Below are 18,113 nucleotides of genomic sequence, written 5' to 3' on the forward strand. Positions count from 1 at the left end.
CTGTCGAGACGTATCAGGCCGCGACGCGGGGCGAGGTGGCCTTGCCGGCCTGGCGCTTCGGCTTGGTCATGACGTGCGTGGTGTAGAGGGTCATGCCGGTGAACGCGAGGCCACCGACGAGGTTGCCGAGCACGGTCGGGATCTCGTTCCAGATCAGATAGTCCATGATCGAGAACTTCGCGTGCAGCATCAGGCCGGAGGGGAACAGGAACATGTTCACGACGGAATGCTCGAACACCATGTAGAAGAACACCAGGATCGGCATCCACATCGCGATGACCTTGCCGGGGACCGAGGTCGAGATCATGGCGCCGACCACGCCGGTCGAGACCATCCAGTTGCAGAGCATCCCGCGCAGGAACAGCGTCGCCATGCCGGCCGCGCCATGCGCGGCGTAGCCCAGCGTTCGGCCTTCGCCGATGTTACCGATGGCGGCGCCGACCTTGTCGGGATCCTGCGTGAAGCCGAAGGTCGTGACGAAGGCCATCATGAAGGCCACGGTGAAGGCGCCAGCGAAATTGCCAACGAAGACGAGGCCCCAGTTACGCAGCACGCCGCCGAAGGTGACGCCAGGGCGCTTGTCGATCAGGGCGAGCGGGGAGAGCACGAACACGCCGGTCAGGAGGTCGAAGCCCAGCAGATACAGCATGACGAAGCCGACCGGGAACAGCAGCGCGCCGACCAGTGGCTGCCCCGTGTTCACGTTGATCGTGACGGCGAACCATGCCGCGAGCGCCAGGATGGCGCCGGCCATGTAGGCCCGGATGATAGTATCCCGGGTGGACATGAAGACTTTGGACTCGCCCGCATCCACCATCTTGGTGACGAATTCCGAAGGCGCGAGATACGACATCGATGGTTCCTTTTGCTTCGTAAGAAAGAGATTCCGCCCTCCTGCGAGAGCGATTGAACGTCACTGCCCGTGCGGGCTGGCCTGCCGCGCACGAGGCGATGGAGAGTTGGAAGCCTTGGGATTGCGTCACGACGACCCAGCCGAGGAGGGCCGCGAAGCAGTTGAGCTTCCGGGATGCAGCCGCCAGCGCCTGCATCAATGCGGCGAAGCCGCAGTCTTCGTTGACGTAAATGGAGAAGCAAGTTGCGTGCCGTGTGCTAGGATCATAAAATTCGAGTAACATCAATCGGATAGCGCTTTCGTTGCCCGGGTTTTTGCGCTTGATGCGGCCTTTTGCTTGAGCTGCTGCACAAGTGTTGTGCGCCGCACAATTATTGGGCAAGGCGCAAACTTCGCGAGCGGAGCGGGCCTGCGACAGACTGGCGCGCTGCCTGTAGCCTATTGATCTTTCGAGATTTTCTGCGTTGTGACGCTTGGCACGAAGCTTGAATAGTTCCAGGCCGACGCCATTGAAGCCGTCCCGCGAGACTTCTCATCCGAATTGCCGACGCCACCAGACGGGGGTCTCCCCGTCGCGCGTTCGCATGCGCTGCTTCAGGCGTCGCCGGACGGACGGGCTGCTCGTGTGCACTGACGCAATCATTCTGCAACGACGCAAAGGACGATACCGCCTATGACCAAGCGCACCCGCCGGCCGTCGGACACTGGCCTCAGCCGCCGTCAATTGTTGAAGGCCGCCGGCTCGACCGCCGCACTCCTGGCCGCTGTAAAACTGAATTTCCCCGCCGGCGCCTTCGCGCAGGACGCAGGCCCCGAGGTCAAGGGCGCCAAGCTCGGCTTCATCGCGCTGAGCGATGCCGGCCCCTTGTTCGTCGCCAAGGACAAGGGCCTGTTCGCCAAATACGGCATGCCGGACACCGACGTGCAGAAGCAGGCCTCCTGGGGCACCACGCGGGACAATCTCGTGCTCGGCTCAGAAGGCAACGGCATCGACGGTGCGCACATCCTGACCCCGATGCCGTACCTGATCTCGGCGGGCAAGGTGACGCAGAACAACCAGCCGACGCCGATGTACATCCTGGCGCGGCTCAATCTCGATAGCCAGTGCATCTCCGTCGCCAACGAATATGCCGACCTGAAGCTCGGCGTCGACGCCACGCCCTTCAAGGCGGCGCTCGAGAAGAAGAAGGCCTCGGGCAAGGCCGTGAAGGCCGCGATGACCTTCCCCGGCGGCACCCATGACCTCTGGATCCGCTACTGGCTTGCCGCCGGCGGCATCGATCCGGACAAGGACATCGAGACCATCGTGGTGCCGCCGGCGCAGATGGTGGCCAACATGAAGGTCGGCACCATGGACTGCTTCTGCGTCGGCGAGCCCTGGAACCTGCAGCTGATCCACCAGAACATCGGCTACACCGCGATCACGACCGGCGAGCTCTGGAACAAGCACCCGGAAAAATCCTTCGGCATGCGCGCCGCCTTCGTCGACAAATATCCGAAGGCCGCGAAGGCGCTGCTGATGGCGGTGATGGAAGCGCAGCAGTGGTCGGACAAGGCCGAGAACAAGGCCGAGCTCGCCGCCATCATGGGCAAGCGGCAGTGGATGAACTGCCCGGTCGAGGACGTGCTCGACCGCACCGCCGGCAAGTTCGACTACGGCCTTCCCGGCAAGGTGGTCGAGAATTCGCCGCACATCATGAAGTACTGGCGCGACTTCGCCTCTTATCCCTTCCAGAGCCACGACCTCTGGTTCCTCACCGAGGACATTCGCTGGGGCAAGTACGAGGCGAATTTCGACACCAAGGCGCTGATTGCCAAGGTCAACCGCGAAGATATGTGGCGCGACGCGGCCAAGACGCTCGGCATCGCAAGCGCGGAGATCCCGACCTCCACCTCGCGCGGCAAGGAGACCTTCTTCGACGGCAAGGTGTTCGATCCGGAAAATCCGGCTGCCTATCTGAAGTCGCTCGCGATCAAGCGCGTCGAAGTCTGATGGAGCCAGCGGCCGCCTCCGGGCGGCCGCATCGCCTTTTGCAGCCGGAGAGATATTGCGATGAACATGCCCGCCACGAAGATCGAGGTTGAGACCGCGAAGCCCGCGAGCGCTGCCGCGCCGGTCGTCGCGATGACACCGAAGCGGCCACCGCGTTCGGAGACTTACGCGCGGATGGCGCGGGAGACCGCCGTGCGCGTGATCCCGCCGCTGGTCGTGATCGCGCTCTTGCTTCTGGTGTGGGAGTTGGTCTGCCGCCGTGCCGGCTCGGCACTGCCGCCGCCGTCGAAGGTGTTCAAGGACACGAAGGAGCTGATCCTCGATCCGTTCTTCGATCATGGCGGCATCGACAAGGGGCTGTTCTGGCACCTGTCCGCCAGCCTCCAGCGCGTTGCCTTCGGCTATTCGCTCTCGGCGATTGCCGGCATCGCGCTCGGCGTGCTGGTCGGGCAGTCGGTCTGGGCGATGCGTGGGCTCGATCCGCTGTTCCAGGTCTTGCGCACGATTCCGCCGCTCGCCTGGCTGCCGCTGTCGCTCGCCGCGTTCCGCGACGGCCAGCCCTCGGCGATCTTCGTCATCTTCATCACCTCGATCTGGCCGATCATCATCAACACCGCGGTCGGCATCCGCAACATCCCGCAGGATTATCGCAACGTCGCCGCAGTGGTGCAGCTCAACCCGCTCGAATTCTTCGCCAAGATCATGATTCCGGCCGCCGCGCCCTACATCTTCACGGGGCTTCGCATCGGCATCGGTCTGTCCTGGCTCGCCATCGTAGCGGCCGAGATGCTGATCGGCGGCGTCGGCATCGGCTTCTTCATCTGGGACGCCTGGAATTCCTCGCATATCAGCGAGATCATCCTGGCACTGTTCTATGTCGGCATCATCGGCTTCGTGCTCGACCGCCTGATCGCGGGCGCCGGCAAGATCGTCACCCGCGGCACCGCGCTGAACTAAGGGACAAGCACATGACCGCTTATTTGAAGCTCGATCACATCGACAAGATTTTTACCCGCGGCGCAGCCTCCACGGAGGTGCTGAAGGATATCAATCTCATTATCGAGAAGGGCGAATACGTCTCGATCATCGGCCATTCCGGTTGCGGCAAGTCGACCCTGCTCAACATCATCGCAGGCCTGACCAACGCCACCACCGGCGGCGTGCTGCTCGAGAACCGCGAGGTGAACTCGCCGGGACCCGACCGTGCGGTGGTGTTCCAGAACCACAGCCTGCTGCCGTGGCTGACCGTGTACGAGAACGTCAGGCTCGGCGTCGACAAGGTCTTCGCCAAGACCAAGAAGCGCGCCGAACGCGACGCCTGGGTCATGCACAATCTCAACCTCGTGCAGATGGCTCATGCCAAGGACAAGCGTCCCTCGGAGATCTCCGGCGGCATGAAGCAGCGCGTCGGCATTGCCCGCGCGCTTGCCATGGAGCCGAAAGTGTTGCTGCTCGACGAGCCTTTCGGCGCGCTCGACGCACTGACCCGCGCGCATTTGCAGGATTCGGTGATGGCGCTGCATCAGAAGCTCGGCAACACCATTTTGATGATCACCCACGACGTCGACGAGGCGGTGCTGCTGTCCGATCGCATCGTCATGATGACGAACGGGCCGAGCGCGCGCATCGGCGAGGTGCTGGAGGTGCCGCTGGCGCGCCCGCGCAAGCGGCTCGAGCTCGCGACCAACGCCACTTACCTGAAGTGCCGGCAGCGCGTGCTCGAATTCCTCTATGAGCGTCATCGTTTCGTCGAAGCCGCGTAAACGCGTCACCAACAGGTGCTCACGCAACGCCTATTTTTGAATCATCAAGCTCAATCCTTGTGCGCCGCACAGGGATTGAGCGAATCGCAAAATTTGCGTGCGAAATAGTCTTGCAAAAATTCGGAGCACTTCGAACAAGCTTCTGAATTTCCTGCGTTTCCGGAATGCGCGCAGTTGGCACGGAAATTGAAACACCAACCGCGACGCCAACGACGACGTCCCTCAACATCATCAATCAGCATCGTAACTCGCCACCGGGGTGAAGCCTCGGAGCGCGCCTCCGTGGCCGGAGGCAGAGCCTGCAACGACGCAGCGGTGAGCCTGGAAGGGATTTTGCAATGACCAAGAGTCCGACTGGTAATCAGACTTGGATCTCAGACTGGCGCCCCGAAGATGAGGCGTTCTGGAATGCGACTGGCAAGACTATCGCGCGCCGCAACCTGATCTGGTCGATCGTGGCCGAACATATCGGCTTCTCGGTCTGGCTGATCTGGAGCATCGTCACCACCAAGCTGCCGCAGGCGGGCTTCCACTACACCACCGACCAGCTGTTCCAGCTCGTCGCGGTGCCCGGGCTGATCGGCGCGTTGATGCGCTTTCCCTACACCTTTGCGGTGACGACCTTCGGCGGTCGCAACTGGACCATCTTCAGTGCGGCGATCCTGTTCATTCCGACGCTCTCGCTCGCCTATTTCGTCGGCCAGCCCGACACGCCGTTCTGGCTGATGCTGCTGATTGCTTCGACCGCCGGTCTCGGCGGCGGCAATTTTGCCTCCAGCATGACCAACATCTCGTTCTTCTTCCCCGACCGGATGAAGGGGTGGGCGCTCGGACTGAATGCGGCCGGTGGCAATATCGGCGTCTCGAGCGTGCAGCTGTTGACCCCGATCCTGATGACGCTCGCCGTCATCAACCTGTTCCAGGCAACGCCCGTCGACGGCGTCTTCCTTCAAAACGCCGGCCTGATGTGGGTGCTGCCGATCGCGATCGCGGTGTTCGGCGCAGTGTTCTTCATGAACAACCTGACCACAGCCAAGTCGTCGATCAAGAACCAGCTCGCCGTGGTCAAGCGCAAGCACACCTGGATCATGGCGTATCTCTATATCGGCACGTTCGGCTCCTTCATCGGCTACTCGGCTGCATTTCCGCTGCTGATCAAGACCCAGTTCCCGCAAGTCACGATTGCGATCGCATTCCTGGGACCGCTGGTCGGTTCGCTGTCGCGGCCGCTCGGCGGCTGGCTTGCCGACAGGATCGGCGGCTCGGTCATCACGTTCTGGAATTTCATCGTGATGGCAGGCGCGACAATCGGCGTGCTCTACTTCGTCGGGCACAAGGATTTCATCGGCTTCCTGTCGATGTTCCTGGTCCTGTTCGTGACGACGGGCATCGGTAACGGTTCGACCTACCGCATGATCCCCTCGATCTTCCGCGAGCAGAATCTGTTCAGGGTGCGCGGCAAGGGCGATGCGGAGCGCGCGCTCGCCTTGAAGACGGCGAGCATCGAGAGCGGTGCTGCGGTTGGCTTCATCGGCGCGGTCGGCGCCGTCGGGGGCTATCTGATCCCGACCGGCTTCGGCAAGTCGATCGCGCTGACCGGCGGGCCGCAGCTCGCGCTCGCGATCTATCTCGGCTTCTACGCCTCCTGCCTCGCGCTGACCTGGTGGTTCTATCTGCGTCGCAGCCCGCAGGGTGAAGGCGCGTCAAGCCTCGCCGGAGCACGTGTCTAATACTTGGTACGAATCTCGCTTCTCCCCGTACGCGGGGAGAAGCATTACCCGACAGTTTGACAATGAACCTGGTTCGCAATGGCGCGCACCAAGGCAAACCCAACAGGCAGGAGAACATCGTGACGCCAGAACAGATCACCCTCGTGCAACAGAGCTTTGCCAAGGTCGCGCCAATTTCCGCGCAAGCCGCGGTGCTGTTCTACGATCGCCTGTTCGAGGTCGCGCCGTCCGTGCGCGCGATGTTTCCCGAGGACATGACCGAGCAGCGCAAGAAGCTGATGGGCATGCTCGCTGCCGTCGTCGGCGGCCTGTCGAACCTGGACTCGATTCTTCCCGCGGCCTCGGCGCTGGCGAAGCGTCACGTCGCCTACGGCGCCAAGGCCGAGCACTACCCGGTGGTCGGCGCGACCTTGCTATGGACCCTGGAGAAGGGCCTCGGCGAAGCCTGGACGCCCGAACTCGCTACCGCCTGGACCGACGCCTACGGCGTGTTGTCCGGCTACATGATGTCCGAGGCCTACGGCGCACAGTCGCAGGCCGCTGAATAGGAGATGCGTTGTGAGTGAACCGCTGGTCATCGTCGGTAACGGTATGGCGGCCGCGCGTCTGGTCGACGAGCTCGCCAAGACTTCGCTCGGCCGCTACGCGGTCGCCGTGATCGGCGAGGAGCCGCGGCTCGCTTACAACCGCGTTCTGCTCTCCTCCGTGCTGGCCGGCGAGACCGGCTCGCACGAGATCGAGCTTCGTCCCGCCGACTGGTGGCGCCATCGCGGCGTCACGGTGCGCTACGGCTATCGCGTCAGCGAGATCGACACCGGCCGACGCGAGCTCAAGATCGAAGGCGAAGAGAGCATGGAATATTCCAAGCTCGTGCTCGCCGTCGGCTCGACGCCGCTGCGGCTCAACGTGCCGGGCGCCGACCTTTCCGGCGTGCACACCTTCCGCGACACCCGCGACGTCGATCTGCTGCTGACGCTCGCTGCCGCAAGGAAGCGCGTCGTCGTGGTCGGCGGCGGTCTGCTCGGACTCGAAGCGGCTTACGGCCTCGCCAAGGCCGGTGCGCCCGTGACGCTGCTGCATCTGATGGACCGGCTGATGGAGCGCCAGCTCGATGCGCCCGCTGCCGACCTGCTCAAGACGCTGGTCGAGCGCAAGGGCATTCGCATCCTGCTCAGTGCATCCACAGCGCGCATCCACGGCGAGGGCCACGTCGAAGCGGTCGAGCTTGCCGACGGCAGCCGCATCGAGGCCGATGCGGTGATCTTCGCCGCCGGCATCAGGCCCAACATCGCGCTGGCAAAGGACGCCGGCATCGCAGTCAACCGCGGCATCGTCGTCAACGACGAGATGCAGACGGCGTCACCCGATATCTACGCGCTCGGCGAGTGCGCCGAGCATCGCGGCACCTGCTACGGGCTCGTCGAGCCTGCCTACGAGCAGGCGCGCGTGCTGGCGCGGCATCTCTCTGGTCGTCCCGCGGCCTATCAAGGCAGCGTGGTCTCGACCAATCTGAAGGTGTCGGGGGTCAGCGTATTCTCCGCCGGCGACTTCATGGGCGGGGAGGGCAGCGAGAGCCTCGTGCTGTCAGACCGCAGGCGCGGCACCTACAAGAAGCTCGTCATCGCCGAGGGCCGGCTCACCGGCGCCCTGCTGATCGGCGATACCGTCGATGCGCTCTGGTATCTCGAACTGATCCGCAACCGCGAAAAGGTGGCGGCGATCCGCGCCGACATGATGTTCGGCCGCGTGCTCGCGCGTCCCTCCAAAGCGGCTTGATAGAGGCGGCTTGATATGACGGCGATCGATCCCACGCTCCGCGCCACCAAGACGACCTGTCCTTATTGCGGCGTCGGCTGCGGCGTGCTGGCGACGCCAGACGGCAAGGGCGGCGCGGCGATCGTGGGCGACCCCGATCATCCTGCCAATTTCGGCCGGCTGTGCTCCAAGGGCTCGGCGCTCGGCGAGACCGTCGGGCTGGAAAGCCGGCTGCTCTATCCGATGATCCGCTGCAAGGGCGTGCTCGAACGCGTCGCCTGGAGCGATGCGCTCGATCACGTCGCCCACCGCATGCAGCACATCGCCGCGCGCGACGGCGCCGACGCGGTCGCATTCTATCTCTCGGGCCAACTGCTGACCGAGGATTATTACGTTGCCAACAAGCTGATGAAGGGCTTTGTCGGCACGGCCAACGTCGACACCAATTCGCGGCTGTGCATGTCGTCCTCGGTCGCCGGTCACCGCCGCGCCTTCGGCGCCGACACCGTGCCCGGTTGCTACGAGGATCTCGACCAGGCCGATCTGCTGGTGTTCGTCGGCTCGAATGCCGCCTGGTGCCACCCGGTCCTGTTCCAGCGCATGTTGAAGAACCGTGGGGAGCGCGGCGCCCGCATGATCGTGATCGATCCGCGCCGCACCGACACCGCGACCGATGTCGATCTGTTCCTGGGCCTCAGGCCCGGCACTGACACGGCGCTGTTCTGCGGCCTGTTCGTTCACCTCGCCGACAATGGTGCCCTGGATCAGGACTACATCACGCAAAACACGTCGGGTTTTGACGACGCGCTGGCGCGCGCACGCAGCATCGCCGGCAGCGTCACCGCGACCGCACTGGCGACCGGCCTCTCCGAGCAGGACATTGCCACCTTCTTCAAGATGTTCCGTGACACGCCCCGCGTCGTCACGCTGTACTCGCAAGGCGTCAATCAGTCGGCGCAGGGCACCGACAAGGTCAACGCGATCCTGAACTGCCATCTTGCCACGGGTCGCATCGGCAAGCCCGGCGCCTCGCCGTTCTCGCTCACCGGCCAGCCCAACGCGATGGGCGGCCGCGAGGTCGGCGGCCTCGCCAACCAGCTCGCCGCACACATGAACTTCACGCCGCCGGACATCGACCGTGTCAGGCGGTTCTGGAAGGCGCCGCGCATCGCCACCCATGAAGGGTTGAAAGCGGTGCAGCTGTTCGAAGCCATCAACCGCGGCGAGGTCAAGGCCCTGTGGGTGATGGGCACCAACCCCGCAGTGTCGCTGCCCGACGCGGACTTCGTGCGCGAGGCGCTGAAGAAGCTCGAGCTGTTCGTGGTCTCCGAGAACGTGCTCTCCAACGACACGGTCGATGCCGGGCCGCACGTGCTGCTGCCGGCGCTGGCCTGGGGCGAGAAGTCGGGCACCGTGACCAATTCCGAACGCCGCATCTCGCGCCAGCGTTCGTTTCTGCCGGCGCCCGGCGAGGCGCGGCCGGACTGGTGGATCCTGAGCGAAACCGCAAAACGCCTCGGCTTCGGCGACAGTTTCAGTTACAAATCCGCAGCCGACATCTTTCGCGAGCACGCCGCGCTCTCGGCGTTCGAGAACGATGGCAGCCGCGACTTCGATATCGGCGCGCTGACCTCGCTGTCCGACGAGGGCTTCGACGCCTTGAAGCCCGTGCAGTGGCCCACACGTGAAGGTGGGGCGCCCGGCGAGCGCTTCTTCGCGGCCGGCGGCTTCTTCACCAATGACGGCAAGGGCCGGTTCGTCGCGCCGGAAGTGCCGGCGCTGCGTGGCGAGACCGGGCCGTCGCGGCCGCTGCGGCTCAATACCGGGCGCATCCGCGACCAGTGGCATACCATGACGCGCACGGGCCTCAGCCAGCGGCTCGGTGCGCATCTGCCCGAGCCGTTCGTCGAGATTCATCCCGATGACGCCGGCAGATACAACATCGTCCATGACGGCTATGCCCGCATCACCACCGACTACGGCCAGTGCACCCTCAAGGTCGTCGTCAGCGACCGCCAGCAGCGCGGCACGCTGTTCGCGCCGATCCACTGGAGTGCGATGAACGCCTCGCACGGTCGCGTCGGGGCGTTGGTCGCACCGTTCACCGATCCGTTCTCGGGGCAGCCGGAGTCCAAGGCGACACCAGCCGCGATCGGGCCTTATGAATACGTCTTCCGGGGCTTTGCGTTGTCGCGCAAGCAGCTGGACCTGCCGCCGAACCTGATGTGGACGCGCGTCACTGTTACCGGCGGCTTCGGCTATCTCTTCGCCGACAATGCGGACCTGTCGCGCTGGCCGGCCTGGCTCGGTGGCGTTGCCGGCGAGGACGTCGCCGACTATCGCGACTTCGGCGGCGGCGTTTATCGCGCGGCGTCGTTTGCCGGCGACCGCATCGAAACCTGCCTGTTCGTCGGCCCCGCGCATGATGCCGGCGATTGGGAGGTGGTGAAGAGCCTGTTCGTCGCTGACCATGTCACCGACGAGCAGCGGCGCATGCTGTTGTCCGGTAAGTCGAGCGAGGGCGCGGCTTCGACCGGTCCGGTCGTCTGCGCCTGCTTCGGTGTCGGCCGCGGGATCATCTGCGACACCATCGTCGCAGGCGCGCGCACGGCCGCCGAGATCGGCGCAAAGCTCAAGGCCGGCACGAATTGCGGCTCCTGCATTCCCGAGCTGAAGCGCCTGATCGCGACGACGGAGCTGGCACCAGTGAAGCAGGCGAAGGTCGCGGGCGCTGCGGGGTAGAGGCGAATTTCTCGGTCGTCGCTGCATACTCCGCCGTCATCGCCCGGCTTGACCGGGCGATCCAGTACGCCGAGACGCCTGTGATCAAGCGGTAAGGCCACGGCGTACTGGATTCCCCGCTTTCGCGGGGAATGACAGCGGGGCGGGGCGCTACGCCTCAGCCCAATCGACGCACGCCCCATTGTGCCCTATGGTGCCGCGCTCTCGCCCTCAACGCGCAAAACAACAATGATGTACCTGGAAACGCCGCCACGCCTGATCGAGACCAGGCTCTTCTCCGCCATGCCCGACAAATTCCGCCGCAAGGGCGAGCGGACGGATTGGGCCGATGCCAATCGGCCGGGCGTGCCGACGGACTCCTTCATCGAGGGCCCGTCGTTCGACAAAGATGGCAATCTCTACATCGTCGACATTCCCTTCGGCCGGATCTTCCGCATCGCGCCCGACGGCGAGTGGTCGCTGGCGATCGAGTATGAGGGTTGGCCGAACGGGCTGAAGATCGCGGCCGACGGTCGCATCCTGGTCGCCGATTACAGACACGGCATCATGGAGTTTGACGCCGAGGCAGGTCGCATTGCGCCGGTGCTGACCTCGCGCAACTCGGAGTCCTTCCGCGGCTGCAACGATTTGCATCTCGCTTCCAACGGCGACATCTATTTCACCGACCAGGGTCAGACCGGCCTGCATGACCCCAGCGGCCGTGTCTATCGCCTGACGCCAGGCGGCCGGCTGGATTGCCTTGTTAACACCGGTATCAGCCCAAATGGTCTGGTGCTCGATCCAACGGAGACCGTGCTGTTCGTCGCGATGACGCGCGACAACGCGGTGTGGCGGCTGCCGTTCATGAAGGACGGCAGCGTCTCGAAGGTCGGCCGCTTCTGCTCGCTGTTCGGTACCAGTGGCCCCGATGGCTTGACCATGGATGCCAAGGGCCGCCTGTTCGTCGGTCACGCCTCGCTCGGCCATGTCTTCGTGTTCGCGCCCAACGGCGAATTGATTGCGCGGGTCAAGTCGTGCGCGGGGCCGAATTGCACCAATGTCGCGATCGGTGGCGCGAACAAAGATCGGCTCTATATCACGGAGTCTGCCACCGGTAGCGTATTGGTCGCCGACATCGGCGTATTGAACTCTTGAGCTTGATGGCGGTTGGCTGAACGAACGAGCGGTATCGGGAGCAAATATGAACACGAAACCCTTCGGCAAAACCGGCGCCAGCGTCGCCGTCATCGGGCAGGGCACCTGGTATCTCGACCATGGCGATCGTAAGCGCGCCATCGCGGCGCTTCAACGCGGGCTCGATCTCGGCATGACCCACATCGACACCGCCGAGATGTATGGCGATGCCGAGCTCGTCATTGCGGATGCGATCGCGGGCCGACGCGACGAGGTGTTCCTGGTGTCGAAGGTGCTGCCGAGCAACGCCTCCCGCCGCGGAACCATCACCGCCTGTGAGCGCTCGCTGAAGCGGCTGAAGACCGATCGGCTCGATTGCTATCTGCTGCATTGGCGCGGTTCGTATCCGCTGGAGGACACCGTGGCCGCATTCGAGGAACTGGTGGGGGCCGGCAAGATCAAATCCTGGGGCGTTTCCAATTTCGATGCCGATGATCTCGACGAGATGCTCGGCGCCGCCGGCGAAGACCGCATCGCCTGCAATCAGGTGCTCTATCATCTGAAGGAACGCGCGATCGAGCATGCCGTGATCCCGTGGTGCGAACAGCATGGTGTCGCCGTGGTCGCCTATTCGCCATTCGGCCACGACGATTTCCCTGCAAGCAGCAGCAAGGGCGGCGCGGTGCTGGCGCGCATCGCGGAGGCGCGTCGCGCGACGCCGCGCCAGGTCGCGCTGAGCTTCCTCACCCGTGCGACTACGGTGTTCGCGATTCCGAAGGCGTCGTCCGCGGAACATGCCCGCGAAAATGCCGCGGCTGGCGATCTCGTGCTGACGAAAGACGAGATTGCGGCGCTCGATGCGGCGTTTCCGCGCGGTCCGAAGCCGCGCGGACTGCCTATGCTGTAGTGCACAAACGCCTATTCTTAATGGAATCTTGACGCGCGCGGACGTGAGCGCATATCGGCATCCTGTTTTCGGAAGTTGTGAAAGCGGCGCAATTATCGTTTTTTACGATCATTCCCGATTCGCATTTTCTAGGTTCCAGCCGTGACCCCGCCGCCCGCCGCAGCCGCAAGGCTCGACAGTATTCCCATGCCTATGCCGGAAAAGAAGCCGCAGGCGCGCCGCGCGCCCGCGCGCGTCGATCATCCCTTCAAAGGCATCGCGCTGGTGCTGCTGTCGACGATCTTTCTCGGTTGCTCCGATGTCACCGCGAAATATTTGTCGTCGAGCCTGCCGTCGATCGAGATCACCTGGATCCGCTTCGTGACGTTCGCGCTGATGTTCACGCCGGTGATGCTGCCGGGCTCGCCGCTGCATGCCATGCACACCGAGCGCCTCGGCCTGCAGCTGATGCGCGGCGCGGCATTGCTCGGCTCTTCGCTGTTCTTCATCACCGGCCTGAGCTTCCTGCCGATCGCGGAAGCGTCCGCGACCGGCTTCGTCTCGCCGCTGTTCGTCACCGCGCTCTCGATCGTCTTCCTGAGCGAGAAGGTGGGCATGCGCCGCTGGATCGCCACCGCGATCGGCCTGACCGGCGTGCTGATCATCCTGCGCCCGGGCTCCAGCGCGTTTCACGCCGCCGCGTTCTTCCCGATCGTCTCGGCGTTCTGCTGGGCTGCGGCGCTGATCCTGACGCGCATGATGAGCGGGCGCGAAGCTGTCCTTACCACGATGGCCTATTCGGCGCTGACGGGCGTTGCGATCCTCTCTCTGATGGTCCCGTTCGTCTGGGTCACTCCGACCTGGACCGCGATCGGGCTCGGCACCGTGATCGGCGTCGCCTCCACCGTTGGCCAGTGGATCATCGTGCTGGCCTATCGCTACGGCGATGCCTCGGTGCTGGCGCCGTTCTCGTACACGCAGTTGCTGTGGGTGAGCATTCTGGGCTTCTTCCTGTTCGGCGAAGTGCCTGATGTCTGGACCGTCACCGGTGCAGCCTTCATCGTCGCCAGCGGGCTCTACATCGCCCATCGCGAGCGCATCCGTCGCGCCCAGCTCCTGATCATGGAAGAGCGTTCCCCGAACCCCTGACGCAAGTTCACGCGTCCGCTTCGTGCTATCAACGGCTCCAACAAGACGGGAGGAGCCGGATGCGCGCTGCGATTTTCAGGAACGGTGAGATTGTCGTCGACCGGATGGCCGAGCCAAAGCCGGGCCCCGGCCAGGTCCTGGTCAAGACGCTCGCCTGCGGCATCTGTGGCTCCGATCTGCACGCACGCCAGCACGCCCACCGCATGGTGGAGATGGCGCGAAAGACCGGGCGCAAGCCGATGGACCTCGCCCGCGACGTCGTGTTCGGCCATGAGTTCTGCTGCGAGATCGTCGACTTCGGCCCGGGGACTGTGCGCAAGCTCAAGCCGGGCACGCGCGTCTGCTCGCTGCCGGCCTTGGTGACGCCGCAGGGCATCGAAGGCATCGGCTATTCCAACGACAATATTGGCGGCTACGCCGAGGCGATGCTGCTGAGCGAAGCGCTGCTGCTCGAGGTGCCCAACGGTCTCGCGCCGGAGCATGCCGCGCTCACCGAGCCGCTCGCGGTCGGCGTTCACGCCGTCGCCAAGGCCAACATCCGTGGCGGCGAGGTTCCGCTCGTGATCGGCTGCGGACCGGTCGGGCTCGCGGTGATTGCGGCGCTGAAGCTCAAGGGCCTGCATCCGATCGTCGCCGCTGACTATTCGCCGGCGCGGCGCGCGCTTGCGGCAAAACTCGGCGCCGATATCGTCGTGGATCCAAGGGTGTCGCAGCCCTATGCGACCTGGGCCGAGCATGCGCAAATGGCGGAGGCGGAGAAGGCGGCGCGGCCGCCTTTGCAGGCGATGCTGCCCGCGCTGAAGCCCGCGATCATCTTCGAATGCGTCGGCGTGCCTGGGCTGTTGCAGCAGGTGTTCGAAGGCGCGCCGCGCGATGCCAGGATCGTCGTGGTCGGTGTGTGCATGGAGACCGACAGGAGCGAGCCCATGCTCGGCATCATGAAGGAACTCAACGTTCAGTATGTGCTCGGCTACACGCCCGACGAATTCGCAGCCTCACTGCGCCTGATCGCCGAAGGGCAGGTGGATGCGGCGGCGATGGTGACGGCGGAAGTCGGCATCGATGGCGTCGCGAAGGCGTTTGCCGATCTCGCCAATCCTGAAGTCCACACCAAGATCATCGTGCAGCCTTGGCGGTGATTGCCCATCGCGGCGCGCGACCGCTAACCTGTTGCGGCGATCGGTCGCGTGCGGCCTAGCCGGGAGAGGAGTTCCCGGGCGCGCGCACACGTAAGGGTAGACGGGGCTGGGTTCTTGTGACAATCTTAGGCGTTATTTTTTAGTAATTCATTTTTTGCGGGTTCGCCGTGGCAGACATTCAGGCCGCAGAAGCGCGCACGCTGATGTCCCCTGTCAGGACAGTGTTTCTGGGGGCGGTCGGCACTCTCGTTTGCGTTTTGCTTGCGTGGTTTGAAGTCTACGGGCTGGCTGCTGTTGGCGTCGATGTGCCGCCGCTCTGGTTCGTGACACTGATCGCAGCCAATCTCGGTCTCATGGCGTTCGTCGCGTTCCGCTCCCGTCGGTTCGCACGGCGATGGCTCGTTGCGGGTGGCATGGCGAGTTTCACTGTCGTCGCGGGCGTGTTCCTGTTGCTGCAATCGGCAGCTCTGAACCTGATGCGGGAGGCGAACATTTCGCTCCCGTCTCCACCCAGCATCGCTGCCGGAGGCCACGATCCGCCGGCGGCGCCGCATTTGCCGTCCGACCTGCCGAGAGTTCCAACTGCGACCGCGCCGCCGTCGGTCGATACAGCGCCGATCGTCAAGCAGGCTCCCGCTCGCATCGATACCAAGGTCGCCAGAGTAGATGATAGGGCGCAGTCGCTGCCTGAGGCGACGCCGCAGATCGCGCCCGAACCTCAACAGGCTCCGCCGATGCCGCGCCCGGGCGCCGACGTGCAGGCGTCGGCTCAAGAGGGGATGCCGGCTCCCAAAAATGGTCGAGTCGCCACGATCGATGGGACGGCCGAACCGCCGCCGCGATTGGGGCCGCGGGCCGCGCCCATCCGCGAGCGACCACCTTCGATGTCGCCATCCATGGCCCCCGCGCCGCCGATAGCCTCTGCGACGCCGGGTCTCGCATTCCCGCCTGTTGCCTCCGCACCACCACCGGCCGGGTCCCCGGCACCACCTGCGCCCAGGCCTGTCCCGCCCGGCACGCGGCTTTCTCGGATGGACGGCAACTTTGGTAACTTCGTGGGCCGGGCAGCGCCGCCACTCGATATCGACGGCAATATGAGGGCTGACGTGCGTCCCTCGGGACGAATGGCGCCGATGGGATCGAGACCCGCTGGTGAAGTTGCGGTCGACGGGCAGGTCACGCCCTCGCCAACGCCAAGCCCGACGCCAGTCCCCAATGCGGGTTCGCCAACACCCGAACCTGTCAATACCTCTGCCTATTGGAATAGCTGGTTCGTCGATGGCGCCGGACCGGCGGGAAATATCCTCATCGCCAACAACACCTACACCTACACTCTCGATGTTGCTGCCTTCAATTACACCTTGCTGCGCCGGATCACGCAGTCTGCGGGCGCGAAAGTGGATCCAGCGTTCGAGGAGATGATCGCCGATCCCAGGAATCGCGAGATCGTCCTGACCATCAAACCACTCGTTCCCGAGGGCTCGAGCCTGCGGCTGGGAGACGATCGTCATTCCTACACTTTGAAGATCGATCTCGAGAAGATCCGGCATCCTGATGCAGATGCCGCAAGGAAATTTGCCGACGGGTCGATGTCGATCACCGAGTTTTCGGCGAAGGCTAGCGCCGGCAGCATTCAGATCGCGCTGACGGCGGAATCGCAGGGCTGTGCGACGGTTGCGTTCGCCATCTTCAGAGGGCTCCAACCACTCGATCATCTCGTGCAGCGTGTGTCGATCGGCGAGACCAGCACGTCCGCGCCCGTCTGCGACAGTGCAGATCCGGCACAGGCCGACGCGCTTTCCAGCGGCCTTAATCCGCTGCGCAAAGTTTCGCTCGGAATGGAGGGCTCAGGTGCCGATGCGACGGCGGCGGCCGCGCTTCACATCTTCGATTTCGAAGCCTACAGCATGGCGGTGTTCGTCGATGGTCGGCCGGGCAAGACCCCGGTCTATGGTTGGCAGACCGCTTCGAGCGTCGTCGACTTTCTCAGAACCGATCGCTTCCAGAACATGATTCTGAAGGCGCGCCGGGATTCCGCAGACAAGAAGCCGGGCAGCTACCTCCCCGCTGCCAAGGAGCTTGCAAAGATCCTGTTCTCCACGAAATCCGGAAATTCGACGGAGGACGACGCCAAGAACGCCTGGGCAGCTTTCCGGGCCATCGTCCGCGAAAGTACCAGGTCTCCCGTGGTGGTGGTGCGCGTCGCCTCGGACGTGATCAGCGGCCAGAATCGCAGCATCTACGTTCCGCTCGGAATTCTCGGCGCCAAGGGACCGGATCCAGTACTGGACAAGCCGATCATCGTGGTGCAGCCGATGGCGATCGAGCGATATCCGTCTCGCGACAAGTGCATCGGCGACTGGATGTTTGCAGTTCCTGACGGCTTGGAGAACGTTCCTGGCGCCGTGATGCCCCCAGGCTTCTTCCCCGCCAAGGTCCCGGGAACGCGAATTTCCGAGATGGACAAGCTCAGGCAATATCTCGCCGCGACGACAGGCTCGGTGCCGTTGCTGACGTTGGCGTCTGCTTCCGCGGTCGGATTCGTCGTTCTCGCTCACCAGGATGAGGGAGCGATGTGGTTCGCGGAATCGACGGATCACATCATTTCGCAAGATATCGAGAAGAAATTTCCGTCCGGGAGCGTCGGCATTTTCGCCGCCTGTTCAGCCGCGTCCGCCAAGGGCCGGAACATTGAGCTGCTGCAGCGGCTGAACGAGCAGGGATTCGACACTTTGATCGCCTCGCCATTCACGATTGACGCTGGCTACGGTGTCGTCTTCGCCAGCACGTTTGCGGAGATCATGGCCGAGGTCGCCTCGGAGAAGCCGCCCCCCACCATTCTCGATCTCTTCGACAAGACGATCGCGCGGACGGCGCAAAAATTCAAAGACAGGGCCGACGCCGACTACAGCGAGCTGGGCCTTGAATATGTCCTGCTCGGCAACCCCGCGATCAAGCTCTGCGTCCAGCCCTAACCAGCAAGGTGCGGC

General features: G+C 64.1%; 13 protein-coding genes. 12 read left to right on the top strand and 1 reads right to left on the bottom strand.

Translation table 11 applies throughout. The features are described from left to right. Positions 1 to 13 precede the first annotated feature (13 nt). The gene (locus tag IVB41_RS00555; RefSeq protein ID WP_247288508.1) at positions 14 to 853 is read right to left on the bottom strand and encodes a formate/nitrite transporter family protein; all 840 of its coding nucleotides are present in this window, start codon (positions 851 to 853) and stop codon (positions 14 to 16) included. A gap of 673 nt (positions 854 to 1,526) precedes the next feature. Between IVB41_RS00555 and IVB41_RS00560 the strand changes: the two genes are divergently transcribed. The 12 genes from IVB41_RS00560 (at position 1,527) to IVB41_RS00615 (ending at position 18,098) form a co-directional block, all read left to right on the top strand. Further along, positions 1,527 to 2,846, top strand: coding sequence for a CmpA/NrtA family ABC transporter substrate-binding protein (locus tag IVB41_RS00560; protein ID WP_247360037.1), 1,320 nt, complete (start codon positions 1,527 to 1,529; stop codon positions 2,844 to 2,846). 60 nt (positions 2,847 to 2,906) lie between these two features. Continuing rightward, positions 2,907 to 3,803 carry a nitrate ABC transporter permease gene (ntrB, locus tag IVB41_RS00565; RefSeq protein WP_007593954.1) on the top strand — a complete coding sequence of 299 codons (897 nt, stop codon included), beginning with the start codon at positions 2,907 to 2,909 and terminating at the stop codon, positions 3,801 to 3,803. A gap of 11 nt (positions 3,804 to 3,814) precedes the next feature. Continuing rightward, positions 3,815 to 4,609, top strand: a complete 795-nt coding sequence (locus tag IVB41_RS00570) for an ABC transporter ATP-binding protein (protein WP_247425834.1) — start codon at positions 3,815 to 3,817, stop codon at positions 4,607 to 4,609. A 338-nt stretch (positions 4,610 to 4,947) separates the two neighbouring features. Beyond that, the gene (locus IVB41_RS00575) at positions 4,948 to 6,339 is read left to right on the top strand and encodes an MFS transporter (RefSeq protein WP_247360036.1); all 1,392 of its coding nucleotides are present in this window, start codon (positions 4,948 to 4,950) and stop codon (positions 6,337 to 6,339) included. 119 nt (positions 6,340 to 6,458) lie between these two features. Continuing rightward, positions 6,459 to 6,887: a globin family protein gene (locus IVB41_RS00580; RefSeq protein ID WP_247425836.1), complete on the top strand. Its 429-nt coding sequence runs from the start codon at positions 6,459 to 6,461 to the stop codon at positions 6,885 to 6,887. Positions 6,888 to 6,897: 10 nt separating this feature from the next. Then, the gene (locus IVB41_RS00585) at positions 6,898 to 8,115 is read left to right on the top strand and encodes an FAD-dependent oxidoreductase (RefSeq protein WP_346730822.1); all 1,218 of its coding nucleotides are present in this window, start codon (positions 6,898 to 6,900) and stop codon (positions 8,113 to 8,115) included. A gap of 15 nt (positions 8,116 to 8,130) precedes the next feature. After that, a complete protein-coding gene (locus IVB41_RS00590) occupies positions 8,131 to 10,836 on the top strand; it encodes a nitrate reductase (protein ID WP_247425838.1) in 2,706 nt (901 codons plus the stop codon). A gap of 231 nt (positions 10,837 to 11,067) precedes the next feature. After that, complete coding sequence (locus tag IVB41_RS00595) at positions 11,068 to 11,970, top strand: SMP-30/gluconolactonase/LRE family protein (RefSeq protein WP_247426175.1); 903 nt, start codon at positions 11,068 to 11,070, stop codon at positions 11,968 to 11,970. Positions 11,971 to 12,016: 46 nt separating this feature from the next. Further along, entirely contained in the window at positions 12,017 to 12,856 is an 840-nt protein-coding gene (locus IVB41_RS00600) for an aldo/keto reductase (protein ID WP_247425840.1), read from the top strand. 186 nt (positions 12,857 to 13,042) lie between these two features. Next, on the top strand, positions 13,043 to 13,984 hold the full coding sequence (locus IVB41_RS00605; protein ID WP_247425842.1) for a DMT family transporter: 942 nt from the start codon (positions 13,043 to 13,045) through the stop codon (positions 13,982 to 13,984). Positions 13,985 to 14,043: 59 nt separating this feature from the next. Then, positions 14,044 to 15,123, top strand: a complete 1,080-nt coding sequence (locus IVB41_RS00610) for a zinc-binding dehydrogenase (protein WP_247425844.1) — start codon at positions 14,044 to 14,046, stop codon at positions 15,121 to 15,123. Positions 15,124 to 15,290: 167 nt separating this feature from the next. After that, a complete protein-coding gene (locus IVB41_RS00615) occupies positions 15,291 to 18,098 on the top strand; it encodes a hypothetical protein (protein WP_247425845.1) in 2,808 nt (935 codons plus the stop codon). The last annotated feature ends 15 nt before the right edge of the window (positions 18,099 to 18,113 follow it).

It is taken from the genome of Bradyrhizobium sp. 44, from assembly GCF_023073095.1.
Taxonomy (GTDB): Bacteria; Pseudomonadota; Alphaproteobacteria; order Rhizobiales; family Xanthobacteraceae; genus Bradyrhizobium.